Raw genomic sequence first — 18785 nt, 5'->3', positions numbered from 1 at the left:
CGGCTCCTGTCAGGGCCTTGTCACGGCGCGACCGCCGTCATGTCAGGGACGCGTCGAGAGTGATCTCTGTACCGGCCAGCGCCTGACTCACCGGGCAGCCCTCCTTGGCCTTCCTGGCCGCCTCGGTGAACTGCTCGGCGCTCATTCCCGGCACCGATCCCCGGACGGTCAGATGGATTCCGGTGATGCCCTCCCCGGGTTGGAAGGTCACGTCGGCCGTGGTGTCCAGGTGGTCCGGCGGGTTGCCGGCCTGGGCCAGGCCGTTGGAGAGGGCCATCGAGAAGCAGGCGGAGTGAGCTGCGGCGATGAGTTCCTCCGGGCTGGTGCGCCCGTCGGGAGACTCGGCTCTGGAAGGCCAGTTGACCTCGAACCTGCCCAGTTTCGAGGACTCGAGGGAGACGGTGCCCTGCCCCCCGAAGAGCGGGCCCTCCCAGTGTGCGGCGGCGGTGCGGGTAGTTGCCATGCCCCTGATCTTACTTCCCTTTCTGATCTTTACCGAGTTGCCGAAACCCCTATCACGTAAGGGTTACAGGGGCATTTGCATACTGCTTGCGGCCCTCTGTTTGGGGCTTTCTTGACACATATGGTTAACTGGGGGCAATCCAGGCAATGGGGAGGCAATACCAGCCTCATCCAGGCCTACACGGAAGCGATTCACAGATCGCTTAGGCACCGCGTCGTATGCCCGAGAGCACGACCGCGTCGAGTGCCGGTCCCGACGGCGTCCCTCCAGTCCAGAGCCGTTCCGGGGCGTCCTGTCCACCGAGCAAAGGATCCGCGTTGCAGAAGCGTGCCCTCACCCTGTCCCTGGCCGGCGTCACCGCCCTCGCCGCCGTCTCCACCGGCATCGTCGTGAACGCCGACGACGTCTCGCAGGCCGCCAACACCGTCGCGGCCCCCCAGAAGGACACCTCCGCCGCGGCCCCCGCCGAGTCCGCCACCACTCAGGCCGCCACGGCCGAGCGCAAGGCCGACACGAAGAAGGCCGAGGAGACCAAGAAGCAGGCGGCCGAGAAGAAGGCCAAGGCCCTGTACGCCGGCACGACCACCGCGTCCTACTTCTGGGACGACGGCTCGGGCGTCAACGGCGACACCGGCGCGCCCGCGGGCGGCAAGCCCATGCAGAAGGGCCTGTTCGCCTCCCCGTCCTGGCCGCTGCACACCAAGGTGAAGGTCACCTACAACGGCCGCTCCGTCACCGGCTTCGTCGGAGACCGCGGCCCCGGCAAGCCGTCCCACCGCGGGATCATGCTCGACCTCGACACCTACACGTTCCGTTACCTGTACGACGGCAAGCAGCCCTCGAGCAAGTACAACGCGGGTGTCGGCGCCGGCCACCTCAAGGGCGTGAAGTACGAGGTCCTCCAGTGGGGCAAGGGCGCCGGCAAGAAGGGCGCCCCGCAGCCCTTCGGCAGCTGACCCACACCAGACCCCCGTACCAGAAACGCGAAAAGCCCCGGCGAGAGCCGGGGCTTTCCGCATGCGGTGGCGGGCGGGTCAGCAGCCGATCAGCTGGGCGGCCAGGAAGGACTCGACCTGGTCCAGCGCGATGCGCTCCTGCTTCATGCTGTCGCGCTCCCGGACGGTCACCGCCTGGTCCTCCAGGGTGTCGAAGTCGACGGTGATGCAGAACGGGGTGCCGATCTCGTCCTGGCGGCGGTAGCGGCGGCCGATCGCGCCCGCGTCGTCGAACTCCACGTTCCAGTGCCTGCGCAGGGCCGCGGCCAGGTCGCGGGCCTTGGGGGAGAGGTCGGCGTTGCGGGACAGCGGCAGCACCGCGACCTTGACCGGCGCCAGGCGCGGGTCGAGGCGCAGGCTGATCCGCGTCTCCATCTGGCCCTTGGCGTTGGGCGCCTGGTCCTCGGTGTAGGCGTCCATGAGGAAGGTCAGCATCGCCCGGTCGACGCCCGCCGCGGGCTCGATCACGAACGGGGTGTAGCGCTCGCCGGTGGCCTGGTCGAAGAAGTTGAGCTCCTTGCCCGAGGCCTTGGAGTGCGCGTTCAGGTCGAAGTCGGTGCGGTTGGCGATGCCCTCCAGCTCACCCCACTCCGAACCCTGGAAGCCGAACCGGTACTCGATGTCGACGGTCCGCTTGGAGTAGTGGCTGAGCTTCTCCGCGGCGTGCTCGTAGAAGCGCAGGTTCTCCTCGCGGATGCCCAGGTCGCGGTACCACGCCATCCGGGCGTCGATCCAGTACTGGTGCCACTCCTCGTCGGTGCCCGGCTGGACGAAGAACTCCATCTCCATCTGCTCGAACTCGCGGGTCCGGAAGATGAAGTTGCCGGGCGTGATCTCGTTGCGGAACGACTTGCCGATCTGGCCGATGCCGAACGGCACCTTGCGCCGGGCGGTCTGCTCGACGTTCTTGTAGTTGATGAAGATGCCCTGGGCGGTCTCGGGCCGCAGGTAGGCCAGGCCCGAGGCGTCCTCGACCGGGCCGAGGTAGGTCTTGAGCAGGCCGCTGAACTCCCTGGGCTCGGTGAACGCGCCCTTGGTGCCGCAGTTCACGCAGACCAGGTCGGCCAGGCCGTTCGCCGGCGGGCGGCCGTGCTTCTCCTCGTAGGCCTCTTCGAGGTGGTCGGCGCGGTAGCGCTTGTGGCAGTTCTGGCACTCCGTCAGCGGATCCGTGAACGTCTGGACGTGGCCGCTCGCCTCCCACACCTCGCGGTTGAGGATGACGCAGGAGTCGAGGCCGACGACGTCGTCGCGACCCTGGACCACGGCCTTCCACCACTGGCGCTTGACGTTGTTCTTGAGCTCCACGCCGAGCGGGCCGTAGTCCCAGGAGGCACGGAGTCCGCCGTAGATCTCACTCGAAGGGAAGACGATGCCCCTCTTCTGGGAGAGAGAGACGATCTTTTCCATCACATCGGAACGGCGGACCATGAGTATGTCTCCAGCAAGAAACCCCGGTAATTGACGGTTTTGAGTCTAGGGCACACGGGTAGACGACCACGTCTGTTAATGCCCGGATCCTGGTAACGGTCTGTCGCCATCCTGTGCCTTTCAGTACGCGGGGCCGTCGACGAAGTTGCTGTCGACCTTCATCCGGACCCCTCCGTGCTCCTCGAAGTGGCCTCCCCGGTACTGCTTGATCCGCTGGTGCTCGTACCAGAGGTCGGCGGGGACGTACCGCTCGTCGCCGTAGGGATCGGGGTCCCCGTTCCAGCGGGCGTACCAGATGGCGTGGGGCCGGGCGATGCCCTCGGCCTCGGCGAGGTCGCGGATGCCGCTGCCGGCGCTGCTGTAGACGCCGGACAGGTAGCCGAGCTCGTACAGGGTGGTGGTCCAGGAGTCCAGGAAGGCCAGGACGGCGTCCCTGCAGGAGCGGTCGCGGCTCTTGTAGGCCTCCATGTCGTAGTAGATGGGCTGCCCTTCGGGGATCCCGAGCCGCTGGGCCCGCAGCACCGCGCGCACGGCCTCGTCCGCGCCGCGTTCGAAGGCCCCTGCGGCGGTGAACCGGTGGCGGAAGCGGGTGCAGGGCGCCTGGGGGCCCACGTAGGTGGGGATCAGCCGGTAGCCGATCCGCCGCACCTCCCTGACCCATTCGGAGGTCAGGTGCGGTTGGTCACAGCTGCGCGCGGCCCCGCCGATGTAGATGTTGGTGACCGAATAGGCCTTCCGCCAGGCCCGCATCGCGCTCAGGGACGGGGCGGCGCAGGTGTCGAAGCCGTGCCCCGAGGCCCAGGCCTGGTGCTGGCCGCGCGGCGGGGAGACCGCGCGCGCGGCCGGGTCTCCTGGGGCGGCGCCGGCGGCGGCGCCGGTCAGAACGATGGCGAGGCTGAGCAGACCGAGGGCGAGCACGGCTCGTGGCATCGACGTCCTTCCGGTGATCGGGTGAGGCGTTGATCACCAGCCGGGAGCACCGGCAAACGGCCTGCTCGAAGCTTTACCCCTGCTTGACCACTTCGTAGGCGCCCGGCTCGTCGATGGCCAGGGCGGACAAGGGTATGAAAGCCAGTCGGACTTCGTAGGCACCCAAAGCGCGGCGATAGTAGCCTGCACCGTCCCATTCCGTGACCATCGCCCAGAGGTCCGGTTCGTCCACGCAACGGCCGAGCCTGCCGTAGCGGAAGCCGGGGGAGGCCTCCAGCGCGGCGAGCACGGGGGCGATCTTCGCCTGGAAGTCGTCGGCCTCGGGGCCTTCGGGGACGCGGTAGCGGGTAATGGCGATCACGGGTTCATCCTGGCACCCGGCGCCCGGTCGTGGAGTCGGGTGATCTAGATGACTTTGACAATCATTTTCATTTTCGTCATCATGGAGCTATGAAGAGAAGCGTCCTGGTTTCTGGTGTTTTGTCCGTAGCGTTGCTGGCCACCTCGGCCTGCGGCGGCTCCTCGGCGGAGGGCAGGACCGAGATCACCGCGTCCTTCTACCCGGTCGCCTGGCTCGCCGAGCGGATCGGCGGCGAGAACGCCGAGATCGCCACCCTCACCAAGCCGGGCACCGAGCCGCACGACCTGGAACTGTCGCCCCGGCAGGTGGCCGAGATCACGGAAACCGACCTGGGCCTCTACGTGAAGGGCCTCCAGCCCGCCGTGGACGACGCGTTCGCCCAGCACGCGGAAGGCCGGTCCCTGGACGTGTCCTCCCTGGTGGAAACACTCCCCGCCGACGGGCACGAGCACGAGGAGGGGGAAGGGGAGGCGCACGAGGGCGAGCACGACCCGCACCTGTGGCTCGACCCCGCCCGCATGGCCGCCGTGGCGACCGGGATCGGAGAGAAGCTGGCCGCCGTGGACCCCGACAACGCCGGGAACTACCGGGCCGGCGCCGCCAAGGCCGCCGGAGAGCTCAACGCGCTGGACGGCGAGTTCAAGGCCGGCCTGGCCGAGTGCGAGCAGGACACCATCGTGACCTCGCACGCGGCGTTCTCCTACCTGGCCGACCGGTACGGGCTGAAGCAGGTGCCCATCGCCGGGCTCGACCCGGACTCCGAGCCGTCCCCCCGGCGCATGGCCGAGCTGAGCGACCAGATCAAGGACCTCGGGGTCACCACGGTGTTCACCGAGACCCTGGTGAGCCCGAAGCTCGCCCAGACGCTGGCCGAAGGCGCGGGCGTCAAGACCGCCGTCCTCGACCCGGTGGAAGGGGTCAAGGAGGGGTCTGGCGACGACTACCTGTCCGTCCAGCGACGCAACCTCGAGGCGCTGCGGGCCGCGCTGGTCTGCTCCTGAGTGACAATGGAAACCATGATGGATGCCGTTTTCGAACTGCATGGCGGGCATGTCAGGTTGGGCGGCAGGGAGGTCCTGGACGGGATCGACCTGCGGATCCGCGCGGGCGAGGTCGTCGCGCTGCTGGGACCCAACGGGTCGGGCAAGTCCACCCTGGTGAGGGCCCTGCTGGGGCTGGTGCCCCTCAGCTCGGGACGGCGTCTGGTCTTCGGCTCCGAGAGGTTCCGCGACTGGGCCCGGATCGGATACGTGCCGCAGCGGCTGAGCGTCGGCGGGGGAGTGCCCGCGACCGTCCGGGAGGTCGTCTCCTCCGGCCGGATCGCCCGCCAGTCCCGCTTCCGGCCCACCTCCCGGGCCGACCGGGAGGCCGTGCGGCGGGCCATGGAATCGCTGGGCATCGACCACCTGGCGGGGCAGAGCGTGTCCCACCTGTCGGGGGGGCAGCAGCAGCGGGTGCTCATCGCCCGCGCCCTGGCTGGCGAGCCCGAGGTGCTCGTCATGGACGAGCCGCTGGCCGGGGTGGACGCCGAGAACCAGCGGGCCCTGGCCGAGACCCTGACCCTGCTGGTCGGAGAAGGCAAGACGATCGTGCTGGTCCTGCACGAGCTCGGACCGCTGGAACCGCTGATCACCCACAGCGTGGTGCTGGAGGACGGCAGGATCGTGCACCGGGGAGCGGCCCCCGAGCCCTCCGGGGAGTGCGCCAAGCCCGGCCACGACCACGTCCATCCGCACGCCGAACCCGAACCCGTCTCCCTGTGGCGGGCGCTGGTGGGCAGGACGGGAAGGCACTGACCCTTGCTCGCCTACGACTTCATGCAGCGGGCGCTGCTCGCCGCGCTGCTCATCGGACTGACCGCCCCGGCCGTCGGCACCTTCATCGTGCAGCGGCGGCTCGCCCTGCTGGGCGACGGCATCGGCCACATCGCGCTGACGGGCGTCGCGCTCGGCCTCGTCACCAGCACCTCGCCGCTGCTCGGCGCGATCGTCGTCTCGGTGCTCGGCGCGATCTGCATCGAGCTGCTGCGCACCCGCGGCCACACCGGCGGGGACGTCGCGCTGGCGCTCCTGTTCTACGGGGGGCTGGCGGGCGGGGTGCTGGTCACCAACTTCGCGCCCGGCGGCAGCACCTCCAGCCTGCTGTCCTACCTGTTCGGCTCGATCAGCAGCGTCTCCGCCGAGGACCTGCTGGTCATCGCCGTGCTCGTGGCGGCGGTGCTGGCCTTCCTCGTCCTGTTCGGGCGCGAGCTGTTCGTCCTGTGCCAGGACGAGGAGGTCGCGCGGGCCTCGGGGGTGCGGGTGAACCTCCTCAGCATGATGCTGGCCGTCACCGCCGCGCTCACCATCGTGGTGGCGATGCGGGTGGTCGGGCTGCTGCTGGTCAGCGCGCTCATGGTGGTGCCGGTCGCGGCGGCGCAGCAGCTCACCCGGGGGTTCAGGGCGACGGGGCTCCTGGCGATGCTCTTCGGAATGCTCTCCGCGGTCGGCGGTCTGGCCGGGTCGTACCAGTTCAGCACGGGGGGGGTGAACATCTCCCCGGGCCCCGCGATCGTCGTGGTGGCGCTGGCGGTCTTCGTCCTGACGACCGCCGGAGGGTTCCTGCTCCGCCGCCGTCACACCCCGCTCCCCGCGGGACCGGTAAGGTCTGGGGGCGGAACCCCGAGTGAGGAGACGCCATGACGACCGTCAGACGCGAGGTGGTACGCCGCGCCCTGGCCGCCGGCGAGGGCTTCCGCAGCGCCCAGGACATCTACGCGACGCTCCGCGCGGAGGGCTCGAAGATCGGCCTGACCACGGTCTACCGAGCGCTCCAGGCGATGTCGGAGTCCGGCGAGGTCGACGTTCTGCGCACCGCCGAGGGCGAGGCCGTCTACCGCGCCTGCGCCACCGAGGACCACCACCACCACCTGGTCTGCCGCTCCTGCGGCCGCACGGTCGAGGTGGAGGGCCCCGCGGTGGAGAAGTGGGCGGACTCCGTCGGCGCCGAACACGGCTTCACCGAGATGACCCACACCGTGGAGATCTTCGGCACCTGCCCCGACTGCGCCGCCAAGGCCCGGAAGGACTAGCCGAACAGGCGCTCCAGGTGCGCGTCCAGCACCTCCATCGCCCGCTCCTCGGTGTAGGCGCCGAGCATCAGCGGCACGACCAGCCCTGACACCGTGCTGTACAGGCTCCGGGCCTCCCGGTCCGCGTCGAGGTCCGCGCGGGCCTCTCCTCGTTCCCGCACCTCCTCCAGCTGGGTGCGGAAGAACCCGGTCAGCCCCTCGACGGCCTGGACGGCCAGCGCGGCGATCGCCGGATCGATCACGGCCCTGGCCTGGAGCGCCGCGTACAGCCGCGCGCCCGCCAGGCTCTCCTCCTCCAGCGGCAGCAGTTCCCGGATGAACAGCCGGAACCTCCCCCGGGCCGAGCTCGGAGGTTCGGCGAACCGCTTCTGGACGCGGACGGCCAGGAGCGCCTGGTTGTGCTCCATCGCGAACAGCACCATCTCCTCCTTGGCCTTGAAGTAGTGCTGGACGGCCCCCATGGACACTCCGGCCTCGGCCGCCACCGCCCGCAGAGTCGCCGCTTCCATGCCCCGGGTGCCGATCAGGCGCAGGACGGCTCCGGCGATGTGCCGCCGCCGCTCCTCGTGGTCCACCTGCTTGGGCAAGTCCGCCTCCTTTTGGCAGTGCAGATGCATTGCGACGTTTGTTACCATGCAGATGCATTGTAAAACGAGGAGGTGCCTGTGGAGACCATCGGGAAGGCCCGCAACGGGGACGTGGAGATCGCCTACGAGAGATTCGGGGAGCCGGGGGGAGAGCCGCTGATCGTGATCGGCGGGCTGGACGGCCAGATGGTCTGGTGGGACGAGGACCTCTGCTGCCGCGCCCTGGCCGAGCGGGGATTCGACGTCGTCCGCTACGACAACCGCGACGCCGGGCTGTCCACGCACTTCGGTCCCGGCAGCAGGCCCGCCTACTCGGCCAGGGCGTTCGTGGACGACCTCATCGCCCTCGAGGACGAGCTGGGCTGGGAGTCGACCCACCTGCTGGGCGTGTCCATGGGCGGCGGGATCGCCCAGCTCGCGGCGCTGCTGCACCCGGAGCGCGTCCGGACCCTCATCACCATGGGCGCCCTGCCGATGCGCCGGAACCTCGTCCCCACGTCGATTCGCCACATGCGCTTCCCCGGCCCGTTCCGGCACGCGTTCAAACGCTTCGGAGACTCCAGGGACGAGCAGATCCGCATGCTCGTGCACGTCACACGGATGTCCTCCGCCCCCGACCGCGCCGACGAGGAGTGGATGCTGAAGCGGGCCACCGAGTCCTACGACCGCCGCCCGCCGGACCCGCACGCCCGCCAGCGGCAGCTCTTCGCCCGCCGGTTCGACCTTCCCCCCGGAGGCATCTCCGGGATCAAGGCGCCGACCCTGGCCCTGTACGGGGAGGTGGACCCCCTGGTGAAGCCCTCTGCCGCCCGCGCGATAGCCGCGGAGATCCCCGGTGCGCGGATCGATGTCATCCCCGGCATGGGTCACGCCCCGGCTCCCGGCGACTGGCCGCTCATCGTCGACAGGGTCGACCGGTGGGTGAAGGCGCGGGATGACCGGTGAGAGCTCTCGCCCCCACCGCTCGGGGGCCGGGCTCGGGAGGGGTCGCCACCTCGAGGACGGGTTCCGGAAAGGGAAACGGGCCTGCTTCCGCACATGTCGGGTGAGCGGAGGGCAGGCCCGCGTCAGGCGTCGGGGGACGTCACCGGTTTAGGGGTAGGTGCCGGTGACCTTGAGGGACTGGCCTCCGCCCGTGAGCGCGAAGACGCCCTGCTTGATGGCGGCGCTGCCGGGGCAGAGGAAGCTGCCGCCGGTCTTGTTGATCGTGATGCCGGCCATGTTGACCTGGGCCTGGGAGTTGGCCGCGACCGGTCGGGCGGCGTTGCTCCCGTTGAATCCGTTCGCGACGGCGACGCCGCCGTAGGTGCAGCTCACGCCCGCGACGGTCGCGCTCACGCTGAAGCCGTTGAGGGTGAGGTAGCCGTCCCGTCCCGGCGGGCCCTGCGGGGCGTAGGTGACGCCGCCGCTCCACGGCAGGCCCAGGAAGGTGATCCCCGACGCGGAGCCCGAGCAGCCGCTGACCGAGGCCGCGCTGATGCTCAGCGGGCCGTTGGAGGCGACGGTGCCGCTCATGGAGGCCGTGGTGCAGGTGGTCGTGGTCGTGACGCCGAGGACCTTGGCCTCGACGACCATGCTCTGGATCAGCGTGGCCGCGGCGGGGCCGTTGTAGAGGCTGTTGTCGGACACCTTGCGGATCTCGGTGGTGCCCGCGTAGGCCGGAGAGCCCACCGCCGTGAGCGCGAGGGCCGCCGCTCCGGTGAGTGCGGCGATTTGTCTGATGCGTGGCATTTGCAGCTCCTTTGTCTAGATTGCAATGCCACCGTGAAAGTAAGCGCTGACTGATGTTGGGTCAACATGTGCACGGCTTCTGCGTCTGGCCGGATGGTGACATGGATCACAGAAGGGAACCAGGTTTTCGCCTTCGCCGACCGCCGTGATCTCCACATGTGGCCGTCGCTCTGGGTGGCCGCTTTGTGACATCCGACACTCCTCGGCCGGTGAAAGGCGATGTGATGGAGGAGAGGAAAAGTGACGGAGATCGTCTCTCGTCTACGCTGAAACGCGGTGGCCCGTCTCCGCCCATGTCGGGTGGGCGGAGACAGGCCACGCCTTTCCGCGGATCTCCGGCCGGACACGGCGAGGGCCGTGGCGGTGGAGGTCCACCGCCACGGCCCGGTGGCCGCGGCTGTTGAGGCCGATCAGGTGAAGGGGAACAGGCGCTGGCCGCGCTCGATCCCGATGACCTGCATCACGGCGTTGATCAGCGCCAGATGGGTGAACGCCTGGGGGAAGTTGCCCAGGTGGCGGCCGGTGTGCGCGTCGATCTCCTCGGCGTACAGCTGCAGGTGCGAGGCGTACGACAGCAGTTTGTGGCAGAGGGTCTTGGCGCGCTCGGTCTCGCCGATGGTCACCAGCGCCGACACCAGCCAGAACGAGCAGATCGTGAAGGTCCCCTCGTCGGAGGCGAACCCGTCGTCGGTCTCCTCCGCGCGGTAGCGCAGCACGAGATCGTCCTCGGTGAGCTCCTCGGCGATCGCCAGGACCGTCTCGCGGACCCGCTTGTCCTCGGCCGGCAGGAAGCCCAGGATCGGGATCAGCAGGACCGAGGCGTCCAGGGCCTTGGAGCCGTAGTGGGCGGTGAACACGCCCCGCTCGTCCACGGCGTTGGCCAGCACGTCGTCGCGGATCTCGTCGGCCGCGGTCTGCCAGCGCTCGGCGCGGGCGGCCTCGTCGGCGCCGCGCAGCCTGGCCAGCCGGGCGCCGCGGTCGGCGGCCACCCAGCAGAAGACCTTGGAGGAGGTGAAGTGCTGGGGTGCGCCCCGCACCTCCCACATGCCGCAGTCGGGTTCGCGCCAGTGCAGCAGCGCCTCCTCGACCTGGGTGACCACGATCTTCCACAGCCTGTCGTCCAGCCGATCGCGCTTGCGCACGAACAGGTAGATCGAGCTGATGATCGCGCCCCAGACGTCGTGCTGGGCCTGCGTGTAGGCCCCGTTGCCGATCCGGACCGGCTTGGCGTTGTCGTAGCCGCCCAGGTGGTCGAGCGTGGACTCCGGCAGTTCGGACCTGCCGTCTATCCCGTACATGATCTGGAGCCTGCCGTCGGACTTCTCCGCCACGTCGGTGATGAAGTGGAAGAAGTCGTTGGCCTCCCAGTCGTAGCCGAGGGTGTAGAACGCCCACAGCGTCATCGTGGAGTCGCGGATCCAGGTGTAGCGGTAGTCCCAGTTGCGGTCCCCGCCGGGGGCCTCGGGCAGCGAGGTCGTCGCCGCCGCGGCCACCGCGCCGGTGTTGGCGTAGGTCAGCCCCTTGAGGGTCAGGGCGCTGCGCTGGAGGTAGGACCGCCAGGGGTGGTCGGGGAAGTCGCCCCGGTCCAGCCAGTGCTGCCAGTGGTGGATGGTCCAGCGCAGGCGCTTCTGCGCCTCCTTGAGGTTCTGCGGCGCGCCGTGGGTGCTCCACGACAGCGCCACGAACCGGGACTCGCCCTCCTTCAGCAGGGTCCGGCTGGTGGCCAGCGACCCCTCGAAGCCGACGTTCATGTCGGTGGTCAGGTGCAGGTCGAGTCCGCCGCCGGAGGCCACCGCCTCGTGGTAGCCCTGCCCGGTGTACTCCCACCGGGCGGGGTGGAGGCCGTAGTCGAACACCGGCATGCAGTCCATGCGGACCTGGACGTTGCCGTTGACGCACTTCACTGTCCGCAGCAGGACGTGGTCGGCGTCGTAGTCCGTCGGCGCGCGCCGGTACGACTGGGACCGTTCCGTTTCATGGTGCCAGGGCCCCATGAGCAGGGCGTCCGTCACCACCAGCCAGCCGCCCCTGGTCCACCAGGTGGTCTCCATGACCATGGTCCCGGGAATGTACCGCTGGGCGGCGGGCACCTCGACGCCCGCCGGTCCTATGCGGAAGTAGCCGGCGTCACGGTCCAGGAGCGATCCGAAGACGCTCGGTGAATCCATCGACGGCAGGCAGAGCCATTCCACGTTCCCGTTGGGCGCCATCAGCGCGGTTGTCTCGCAGTCGGAGAGGAATCCGAAGTCCGCGATGGGCGCGAAAGGCTCGCTGCCAGGCCCCAGGGCCCCACGACGACGCACGGCCTCACCCCCCTCGTACCTTGCTTCCCCGGTTTTCACGGGCTAGCACGCTCCAATCCAGTGTGAAAAGAACGCAAAGTTATTGGAACAAGACTATTGGAATAGACCACGGAACCCACCCTGACCAGCGAGTTTGCTCTCTGGTTGAATGGGGCGACGGGGCCTGAACTGGGCAACCGGTACAGTCCACGCCCAAAGGGTGGAAGGGAGCTGGCCGTGCCGAAGTTCGTTTACGACTTCACAGAAGGCAACAAAGACCTCAAAGATCTCCTGGGCGGAAAAGGTGCAAATCTTTCCGAAATGACGAACCTGGGGCTTCCGGTGCCTCCGGGGTTCACGATCACCACGGAGGCGTGCCGCCACTACCTGGCCGAGGGCGCTGTGCCCGCCGGTCTGGCCGAAGAGATCACCGAGCATCTCACCGCGCTCGAGGGCACGATGGGCAAGAAGCTCGGCCAGGCGGACGACCCGCTTCTGGTCAGCGTACGTTCCGGTGCCAAATTCTCCATGCCCGGCATGATGGACACCGTCCTGAACATCGGGCTGAACGACGAGTCCGTGCTGGGTCTGGCGGCCCAGTCCGGCAACGAGCGCTTCGCCTGGGACTCCTACCGCCGGCTGATCCAGATGTTCGGCAAGACCGTCCTCGGCGTGGACGGCGAGCTCTTCGAGGAGTCCCTCGAGGAACTCAAGCACGCCAAGGGCACCACCGACGACCTGGACCTGACCGCCGCCGACTTCCAGAAGCTGGTCGGGACCTTCAAGGGCATCGTGCGCGAGCGGACCGGCCGGGAGTTCCCGACCGAGCCGCGCGAGCAGATGGACCTGGCGGTCAAGGCGGTCTTCGACTCCTGGAACTCCGACCGCGCCATCCTCTACCGCCGCCAGGAGCGCATCCCCACCGACCTGGGCACCGCGGTGAACATCTGCTCCATGGTCTTCGGCAACCTGGGCATGGACTCCGGCACCGGTGTGGCCTTCACCCGCGACCCCGCCAGCGGCCAGCAGGGCGTCTACGGCGACTACCTCCAGAACGCCCAGGGCGAGGACGTCGTGGCGGGCATCCGCAACACCGTCCCGCTCGCCGACCTGGGACAGATCAACGAGCCGGTCTACCGGCAGCTGCTCCAGATCATGGAGACGCTGGAGAACCACTACCTCGACCTGTGCGACATCGAGTTCACGGTCGAGCGCGGCAAGCTGTGGATGCTGCAGACCCGCGTCGGCAAGCGCACCGCCGCCGCGGCCTTCCGCATCGCCTGCCAGCTCGCCGACCAGGGCCTGATCGACCTGAACGAGGCGATCCACCGGGTCAACGGCGACCAGCTCGCGCAGCTGATGTTCCCCCGCTTCGACGCCGCCGCCCCCAAGGAGCAGATCGCCAAGGGCATGAACGCCTCGCCCGGCGCGGCCGTGGGCAAGGCGGTGTTCTCCTCCGAGGCCGCGGTCGAGGCCGCCGCCAGGGGCGAGAAGGTGATCCTGGTCCGCCGGGAGACCACCCCCGACGACCTCACCGGCATGATCGCCGCGCAGGGCATCCTCACCTCGCGCGGCGGCAAGACCTCCCACGCCGCGGTCGTGGCCCGCGGCATGGGCAAGACCTGCGTCTGCGGCGCGGAGGACCTCGACGTCGACGTCAAGGCCCGCCGCCTGAAGACCGGCGACGTGGTCGTCCAGGAAGGCGACGTGCTGTCCATCGACGGCAGCACCGGAGCCGTCTACCTGGGCGAGGTGCCCGTCAGCGCCTCCCCGGTGGTGCGGTACTTCGAGGGCGAGCTGGCCCCCGCGGACGGCGACGAGCTCGTCCAGTCGGTGCACCGGCTGATGGTCCACGCCGACGCCGCCGCCCGCCTGGCGGTGCGCGCCAACGCCGACACCCCCGAGGACTCCGAGCGGGCGCGCCGCTTCGGCGCCACGGGCATCGGCCTGTGCCGCACCGAGCACATGTTCCTCGGCGAACGGCGGCAGCTGGTGGAGGACCTGATCCTCGCCACCTCCGACGCCGAGCGCGAGGCGGCGCTGGACGCGCTCGCCCCGTTCCAGAAGGAGGACTTCCACGGCATCCTCAAGGCTATGGACGGTCTGCCCGTCACGATCCGGCTGATCGACCCGCCGCTGCACGAGTTCCTCCCGGATCTGACGGAGCTTTCGGTCAAGGTCGCCCTCGCCGGGGCGGATGCGTCCGACAAGGATCGCAGGCTGCTGGAGGCGGTCCACCGCCTCCACGAACAGAACCCTATGCTCGGTCTGCGTGGGGTGAGGCTGGGTCTGGTGATTCCCGGCCTGTTCGCGATGCAGGTGCGGGCCATCGCGGAGGCGGCGGCCCAGCGGCTGTCCGAGGGGGGTGACCCCCGTCCTGAGATCATGATCCCCCTCGTGGGCTCGATTCAGGAACTCGAACACGCCAGGGAAGAGGCCGAACAGGTCCTGCGGTCGGTGGGCGGCGAGGTGAAGGCGCTGATCGGCACCATGATCGAGCTGCCGCGGGCGGCGCTGACCGCCGGGCAGATCGCCGAGGGCGCGGAGTTCTTCTCCTTCGGCACCAACGACCTCACCCAGACGACGTGGGGCTTCTCCCGCGACGACGTCGAGGCCTCGTTCTTCAGCCGCTACCTGGAGCTCGGCGTCTTCGGCGTCTCCCCGTTCGAGACGCTGGACCGCGACGGGGTCGGCCGCCTGGTGCGGATCGCCGTCGAGGAGGGCCGCAGGACCCGCCCGGACCTCAAGCTCGGCGTCTGCGGCGAGCACGGCGGCGACCCCGAGTCGGTGCACTTCTTCCACGAGGTGGGCCTGGACTACGTGTCCTGCTCGCCGTTCCGAGTACCCGTGGCCCGCCTGGAGGCGGGCCGTGCCGCGGTGGAGACCGACGGGAGCGACAGCCGCTGACCCCGAGGTGAACGGAGTCCGGCCCGGCGCGGGCGATGCCACGCGTCGGGCCGAACCCAACGATCTCCAGGCCCGTCTCACCTAGTGTGAGTGCCACGATGGTGACGGACAGGGATGAGCCACTGACCCGGGACGAGCACGAAGAAGAGGAAGCCGAGCGACGGGAGAACCGGAAGAGGAAGCGGCGCGTGCCGCGTCCGCTGGCGTGGATCGGACGGCTGCTGTTCGTGGTGATCGCGGTGGTCGTGCTGACCCCGGCGGTCGTGGGCTGGCGGGTCTGGTACGAGGCCCGGCAGGACGAGCGGCCCAGGTCGGACGCGATCATCGTGCTGGGCGCCGCGCAGTACGACGGGCGGCCCTCGCCCTACTTCGAGTACCGGCTGCGGCACGCCTTCGCGCTCTACCGGGACGGCGTCGCCCCGGCGATCGTCACCGTGGGCGGCAAGCAGACGGGGGACCGGGTCACCGAGGCCGCGGCGGGCCGGGACTTCCTGATCAAGCTGGGGGCGGAGGCCGGGGACATCGTGGCCGTGGAGACCGGCCGGGACACCCTGCAGAGCATGGTCGCGGTCGGCGCGGTCTACCGGGAGCGGAGCTGGGACAGCGGGGTCGTCGTGACCGACCCGTGGCACAGCCTGCGGTCGAACAAGATGGCGCAGGACAACGGGATCGACGCCGTCTCCTCGCCCACCCGCAGCGGCCCCAGCGTGCGCACGAGGGACACCCAGTTCCAGTCGATCGTCCGCGAGACGGGCGGGTATCTCTACTACGTGTTGCTCGGCCGTAGCCGACACACGATGTGAAAGTCACGTACGCGCCACCTGGGAGTCCTATCCTCTGGAGATGAACGGCTATTCCCCGCAGGACATCGAACGCTGGTCGGACGAGCCGCCCAAGCGCCGTGACCGGACGGCCTTCGAGCGGGACCGCGCCCGGGTGCTGCACAGCGCCGCGCTGCGCAGGCTCTCGTCCAAGACCCAGGTCGGCGACCCCGGCCAGAACGACTTCCAGCGCACCCGGCTGACCCACTCGCTGGAGTGCGGGCAGGTGGGCCGGGAGCTCGGCAAGTCCCTGGGCTGCGACCCGGACCTGGTGGAGACCGCCTGCCTGGCCCACGACCTGGGACACCCGCCGTTCGGGCACAACGGCGAGACGGCGCTGGACCTCTTCGCCCTGGAGTGCGGCGGGTTCGAGGGCAACGCCCAGAGCCTGCGGCTGCTCACCCGCCTGGAGCACAAGTCGTTCGCCGCGGACGGGCGCAGCGTGGGGCTGAACCTCACCCGGGCCACGCTCGACGCGACGATGAAGTACCCCTGGCGCAAGCGCGACAACCCGATCAAGTACGGCGTCTACGACGACGACCTCGAGGTCGCGCTGTGGGTCAGGCGGGACGCCCCGGTGGGGCGCGTCTGCTTCGAGGCCCAGGTCATGGACTGGTCGGACGACGTCGCCTACTCCGTCCACGACCTGGAGGACTCCCTGGTCACCGGCACGGTCGACCTCGGCATGCTGGCCGACCCGGTGCTGCGCCGCGACGTGTGCGAGGTCGCCGCCAAGCTGTACGGGCCGGCCGAGGTCGCCGAGCTGGAGGAGCGCTTCCAGGTCCTGCTGGCCGAACCCTTCTGGCCGCAGGCGATCGACAACACCGCCAGCAGCTACGCGGCGCTGAAGAACCTCACCAGCTGGCTGATCGGCCGGTTCTGCCTGGGCGCGGAGGACGCCACCCGCGAGGCCTACGGGCCCGGACCGCTGACCCGGTACGCGGCCGACCTGATCGTCCCCGTCCAGGTGCGCCAGGAGGTGGCGCTGCTCAAGGCGATCACCGCGCACTACGTGTGGGTCAGCTACGAGCACAGCCGCGCCCGCCAGCGCGAGGTGATCGCCGAGCTGGCCGAGGCGATCTCGGCGGGCGCCCCCGACACCCTCGACCCGATGTTCCGCTGGGCCTACGCCGACGCCGCGGACGACTCCGCCCGCCTGCGCGTGGTGGTCGACCAGGTCGCCTCGCTCACCGACACCAGCGCGCTGGCCTGGCACGCCCGTCTCGTGGCCTGAGGCCGGATCGGGGCGCTCCGGTCGCGGAGGCCCTCATCGCGAGCCGAGCGGCTCCAGCGCCTCCTCGGCCCGCAGCAGCAGCCTCCGCAGCGCGGCGGAGTCGGGCGCCACGGCGTTGGCCAGGGTTCCGCCGGCGGCCAGGGGCAGCACGGCCAGGCCCTTCTGCGCGTGCGGGGGGAGGGCGGCGTCGGTGCGCACCAGCGATCCGACGGCCTTGGCCCCGCCCAGCACCGCCCGGCTCCGGGCCGAGGAGTCCAGCCGCAGCTCATGGCGGAGCAGGGGGACGCCCAGGCGGGTCACGTCGATCCGGCTGACGTGCCGTCCGGGCTCCTCCCGGTGGCGGCCCAGCACGAGCTCCTCCAGCCAGCGCACACTGCCCTCGGCGCCCAGTTCGATTCGGCTGACGGCGCGATGGGAGCAGTTCTTCACTGCGATGGTCGGTTCGGGCGCGAAGTCCAGGTGCCCGTCGACCCGCGCGTCGATCGTGTAGACGGACCCGCCCGGTCCCGGCATCACCATCGCGGTGGCCACGGACCTGATCCGCAGACTCGCCCCCGCCCCCACGACGATGTCCAGCCGCAGCCGGTCGCCGCCGACCGGCCCCGCCGCCGCCCCGACCAGGTACAGCCCGTCGGGCGTCTCCCGCAGCGCGATCGGCCCGTCCGACCGCAGCCGCGTCAGCCGGGTCCGCCCGTACGGCCCGAGCTCGGCGGTGACGGCCGCGTGAGCCGCGTAGCCCGTCACCGGGCACCGGCCCGGCGGAACGGCCCGGCGATCTGCGGCGAAGGGGTCTGGAAGGCGCCGGCCATCAGTGGTGGAGGAAGTCGTGGACGGAGGAGCGGACCCAGTCGGCGATCTTCGGCACGTCGGGCTCCTCGCGGATGGAGCTGAAGACCACCGGACGGCCTTCGCGGACCTGCGCGGAGTCGCGGTCCATGACGCCGAGGTCGGCGCCGACCAGGGGAGCCAGGTCGGTCTTGTTGATCACCAGGAGGTCGCTGGCGGTGACGCCGGGGCCGCCCTTGCGGGGCACCTTGTCGCCGCCGGAGACGTCCAGGACGAAGATCTGCCTGTCGACCAGGCCCTGGCTGAACGTGGCGGTCAGGTTGTCGCCGCCGCTCTCCACGATGACCAGGTCCAGGCCCTCGTGGCGGTCCTCCAGGTCCTCGACGGCGTCGAGGTTGGCGGAGATGTCGTCGCGGATGGCGGTGTGGGGGCAGCAGCCCGTACGGACGGCCATGATGCGGTCGTCGTCCAGGACGGCGTTGCGGCGGAGGAAGTCGGCGTCCTCCGTCGTGTAGATGTCGTTCGTGACGACCGCGAGGTTCAGCTCGTCCTTGAGGACCTTGCACAGGGCCGCCGTCAGGGCCGTCTTGCCGCTGCCCACGGGGCCGCCGATGCCCAGGCGCATGGGGCGGCCGTGCTTCGGCGCGGCGTGGTGCTGGTCGGGGCCGTGGTTTCCGCCCATGGTCGTCTCCTTAGGACTCGAACAGTCTGAGGTCGGCGCGCAGGTGGAGCTCCGCCCACACGTCCAGGAGCGGCGCCGACGCCGCCGGGAGGTCGGCCCACTCGCCGTCGGCGTACTCCGCGGCCTCCCGGGCCACGGCGTCCACGTCGGGGGACAGCTCCGCGAGGGCGCGGTGGACGCTCAAGGGGTCCAGGCCCAGGAGCCGGACGGCCGCCGAGGCGGAGCCGCTCACCGCGCCGTAGGCGGCGATCGCGGCGGCGTCGTAGGGCGTGCCGTGCGCGGCGAAGGCGGCGATGCCCAGGACCACCGGATGGTGCGGGCCGCGGCCGTCCGGGGTCCGGTGTTCGCGGTGGACGCCGGACAGGGCCTCCAGGACGGGGGAGGGCCAGGTGGTCAGCGCCGCGCGGAGCAGGGCCTTGCCCTGCGCCCGGGAGGCGGTGCGCTGGGCGGGAGAGGGCGTGCGGGCGTCGGCCTCGGCGTCCAGGACGAGCCAGGACTCCGGAGCGGG

19 protein-coding genes are annotated in these 18785 nt (G+C 70.1%); 9 read left to right on the top strand and 10 right to left on the bottom strand.

The window, feature by feature from the left end; genetic code table 11:
• Positions 1–37: 37 nt before the first annotated feature.
• Positions 38–463: an OsmC family protein gene (locus ABD327_RS06720; RefSeq protein ID WP_344449311.1), complete on the bottom strand. Its 426-nt coding sequence runs from the start codon at positions 461–463 to the stop codon at positions 38–40.
• A 317-nt stretch (positions 464–780) separates the two neighbouring features.
• Here ABD327_RS06720 and ABD327_RS06715 point away from each other — a divergent pair, with 317 nt between their 5' ends.
• Entirely contained in the window at positions 781–1419 is a 639-nt protein-coding gene (locus ABD327_RS06715) for an RlpA-like double-psi beta-barrel domain-containing protein (protein ID WP_344449310.1), read from the top strand.
• A gap of 78 nt (positions 1420–1497) precedes the next feature.
• Here ABD327_RS06715 and ABD327_RS06710 read toward each other — a convergent pair whose 3' ends face one another.
• The 3 genes from ABD327_RS06710 to ABD327_RS06700 form a co-directional block, all read right to left on the bottom strand.
• The gene (locus ABD327_RS06710) at positions 1498–2865 is read right to left on the bottom strand and encodes a glycine--tRNA ligase (protein ID WP_425547076.1); all 1368 of its coding nucleotides are present in this window, start codon (positions 2863–2865) and stop codon (positions 1498–1500) included.
• A gap of 141 nt (positions 2866–3006) precedes the next feature.
• On the bottom strand, positions 3007–3816 hold the full coding sequence (locus ABD327_RS06705) for a glycoside hydrolase domain-containing protein (RefSeq protein WP_344449307.1): 810 nt from the start codon (positions 3814–3816) through the stop codon (positions 3007–3009).
• A 73-nt stretch (positions 3817–3889) separates the two neighbouring features.
• Positions 3890–4177: an antibiotic biosynthesis monooxygenase family protein gene (locus tag ABD327_RS06700; protein WP_344449306.1), complete on the bottom strand. Its 288-nt coding sequence runs from the start codon at positions 4175–4177 to the stop codon at positions 3890–3892.
• A 119-nt stretch (positions 4178–4296) separates the two neighbouring features.
• Here ABD327_RS06700 and ABD327_RS06695 point away from each other — a divergent pair, with 119 nt between their 5' ends.
• The 4 genes from ABD327_RS06695 to ABD327_RS06680 are packed head-to-tail and all read left to right on the top strand — an operon-like array spanning position 4297 to position 7247.
• A complete protein-coding gene (locus tag ABD327_RS06695) occupies positions 4297–5178 on the top strand; it encodes a metal ABC transporter substrate-binding protein (RefSeq protein ID WP_344449305.1) in 882 nt (293 codons plus the stop codon).
• 15 nt (positions 5179–5193) lie between these two features.
• Complete coding sequence (locus tag ABD327_RS06690; RefSeq protein ID WP_344449304.1) at positions 5194–5973, top strand: metal ABC transporter ATP-binding protein; 780 nt, start codon at positions 5194–5196, stop codon at positions 5971–5973.
• A 21-nt stretch (positions 5974–5994) separates the two neighbouring features.
• Positions 5995–6858, top strand: coding sequence for a metal ABC transporter permease (locus tag ABD327_RS06685; protein WP_344449337.1), 864 nt, complete (start codon positions 5995–5997; stop codon positions 6856–6858).
• Positions 6855–7247: a Fur family transcriptional regulator gene (locus ABD327_RS06680; RefSeq protein WP_344449303.1), complete on the top strand. Its 393-nt coding sequence runs from the start codon at positions 6855–6857 to the stop codon at positions 7245–7247. Before ABD327_RS06685 ends, ABD327_RS06680 begins: the two co-directional genes overlap by 4 nt.
• On the opposite strand, the gene ABD327_RS06675 is transcribed toward ABD327_RS06680, so the two are convergent.
• A complete protein-coding gene (locus tag ABD327_RS06675; protein ID WP_344449302.1) occupies positions 7244–7834 on the bottom strand; it encodes a TetR/AcrR family transcriptional regulator in 591 nt (196 codons plus the stop codon). The genes ABD327_RS06680 and ABD327_RS06675 overlap by 4 nt on opposite strands.
• Positions 7835–7912: 78 nt before the next feature.
• On the opposite strand from ABD327_RS06675, the gene ABD327_RS06670 reads away from it, so the two are divergent.
• Complete coding sequence (locus tag ABD327_RS06670) at positions 7913–8779, top strand: alpha/beta fold hydrolase (RefSeq protein WP_344449301.1); 867 nt, start codon at positions 7913–7915, stop codon at positions 8777–8779.
• 147 nt (positions 8780–8926) lie between these two features.
• On the opposite strand, the gene ABD327_RS06665 is transcribed toward ABD327_RS06670, so the two are convergent.
• Both ABD327_RS06665 and ABD327_RS06660 read right to left on the bottom strand, forming a co-directional pair.
• Positions 8927–9565: a hypothetical protein gene (locus ABD327_RS06665; RefSeq protein ID WP_344449300.1), complete on the bottom strand. Its 639-nt coding sequence runs from the start codon at positions 9563–9565 to the stop codon at positions 8927–8929.
• A gap of 410 nt (positions 9566–9975) precedes the next feature.
• Positions 9976–11868, bottom strand: coding sequence for a glycoside hydrolase family 15 protein (locus ABD327_RS06660; protein ID WP_344449299.1), 1893 nt, complete (start codon positions 11866–11868; stop codon positions 9976–9978).
• 216 nt (positions 11869–12084) lie between these two features.
• Here ABD327_RS06660 and ppdK point away from each other — a divergent pair, with 216 nt between their 5' ends.
• From ppdK to ABD327_RS06645, 3 genes are all read left to right on the top strand, one after another.
• Positions 12085–14754 carry a pyruvate, phosphate dikinase gene (gene ppdK / locus ABD327_RS06655; protein ID WP_344449298.1) on the top strand — a complete coding sequence of 890 codons (2670 nt, stop codon included), beginning with the start codon at positions 12085–12087 and terminating at the stop codon, positions 14752–14754.
• A 188-nt stretch (positions 14755–14942) separates the two neighbouring features.
• Complete coding sequence (locus ABD327_RS06650) at positions 14943–15557, top strand: YdcF family protein (protein WP_344449297.1); 615 nt, start codon at positions 14943–14945, stop codon at positions 15555–15557.
• A 40-nt stretch (positions 15558–15597) separates the two neighbouring features.
• Entirely contained in the window at positions 15598–16809 is a 1212-nt protein-coding gene (locus ABD327_RS06645) for a deoxyguanosinetriphosphate triphosphohydrolase (RefSeq protein WP_344449296.1), read from the top strand.
• A gap of 33 nt (positions 16810–16842) precedes the next feature.
• Here ABD327_RS06645 and ABD327_RS06640 read toward each other — a convergent pair whose 3' ends face one another.
• The 3 genes from ABD327_RS06640 to ABD327_RS06630 all read right to left on the bottom strand — a co-directional run.
• Positions 16843–17553 (bottom strand): urease accessory protein UreD, encoded by a 711-nt coding sequence (locus tag ABD327_RS06640; RefSeq protein ID WP_344449295.1) that lies wholly within the window; start codon positions 17551–17553, stop codon positions 16843–16845.
• A gap of 64 nt (positions 17554–17617) precedes the next feature.
• Positions 17618–18277, bottom strand: a complete 660-nt coding sequence (gene ureG, locus ABD327_RS06635; protein ID WP_344449294.1) for an urease accessory protein UreG — start codon at positions 18275–18277, stop codon at positions 17618–17620.
• Positions 18278–18287: 10 nt separating this feature from the next.
• Positions 18288–18785, bottom strand: a 498-nt coding sequence (locus ABD327_RS06630; protein ID WP_344449293.1) for an urease accessory protein UreF, incomplete at its 5' end; no start/stop codon positions are given.

The organism is Actinocorallia aurantiaca, from assembly GCF_039533685.1.
In the GTDB taxonomy this organism is placed as follows: Bacteria; Actinomycetota; Actinomycetes; order Streptosporangiales; family Streptosporangiaceae; genus Actinocorallia; species Actinocorallia aurantiaca.
Note: the sequence above shows the minus strand (reverse complement) of the source record. Positions and strands in the feature narration are given on the sequence as shown.

What these genes read in the sequence shown, in the direction of transcription:
- ABD327_RS06720 (WP_344449311.1), bottom strand. Translation starts at nt 463, where the DNA reads ATGGCAACTACCCGCACCGCCGCCGCACACTGGGAGGGCCCGCTCTTC.
- ABD327_RS06710 (WP_425547076.1), bottom strand. Translation starts at nt 2,865, where the DNA reads ATGGAAAAGATCGTCTCTCTCTCCCAGAAGAGGGGCATCGTCTTCCCT.
- ABD327_RS06705 (WP_344449307.1), bottom strand. Translation starts at nt 3,816, where the DNA reads ATGCCACGAGCCGTGCTCGCCCTCGGTCTGCTCAGCCTCGCCATCGTT.
- ABD327_RS06690 (WP_344449304.1), top strand. Translation starts at nt 5,194, where the DNA reads ATGATGGATGCCGTTTTCGAACTGCATGGCGGGCATGTCAGGTTGGGC.
- ABD327_RS06685 (WP_344449337.1), top strand. Translation starts at nt 5,995, where the DNA reads ATGCAGCGGGCGCTGCTCGCCGCGCTGCTCATCGGACTGACCGCCCCG.
- ABD327_RS06680 (WP_344449303.1), top strand. Translation starts at nt 6,855, where the DNA reads ATGACGACCGTCAGACGCGAGGTGGTACGCCGCGCCCTGGCCGCCGGC.
- ABD327_RS06665 (WP_344449300.1), bottom strand. Translation starts at nt 9,565, where the DNA reads ATGCCACGCATCAGACAAATCGCCGCACTCACCGGAGCGGCGGCCCTC.
- ABD327_RS06645 (WP_344449296.1), top strand. Translation starts at nt 15,598, where the DNA reads ATGAACGGCTATTCCCCGCAGGACATCGAACGCTGGTCGGACGAGCCG.
- ureG (WP_344449294.1), bottom strand. Translation starts at nt 18,277, where the DNA reads ATGGGCGGAAACCACGGCCCCGACCAGCACCACGCCGCGCCGAAGCAC.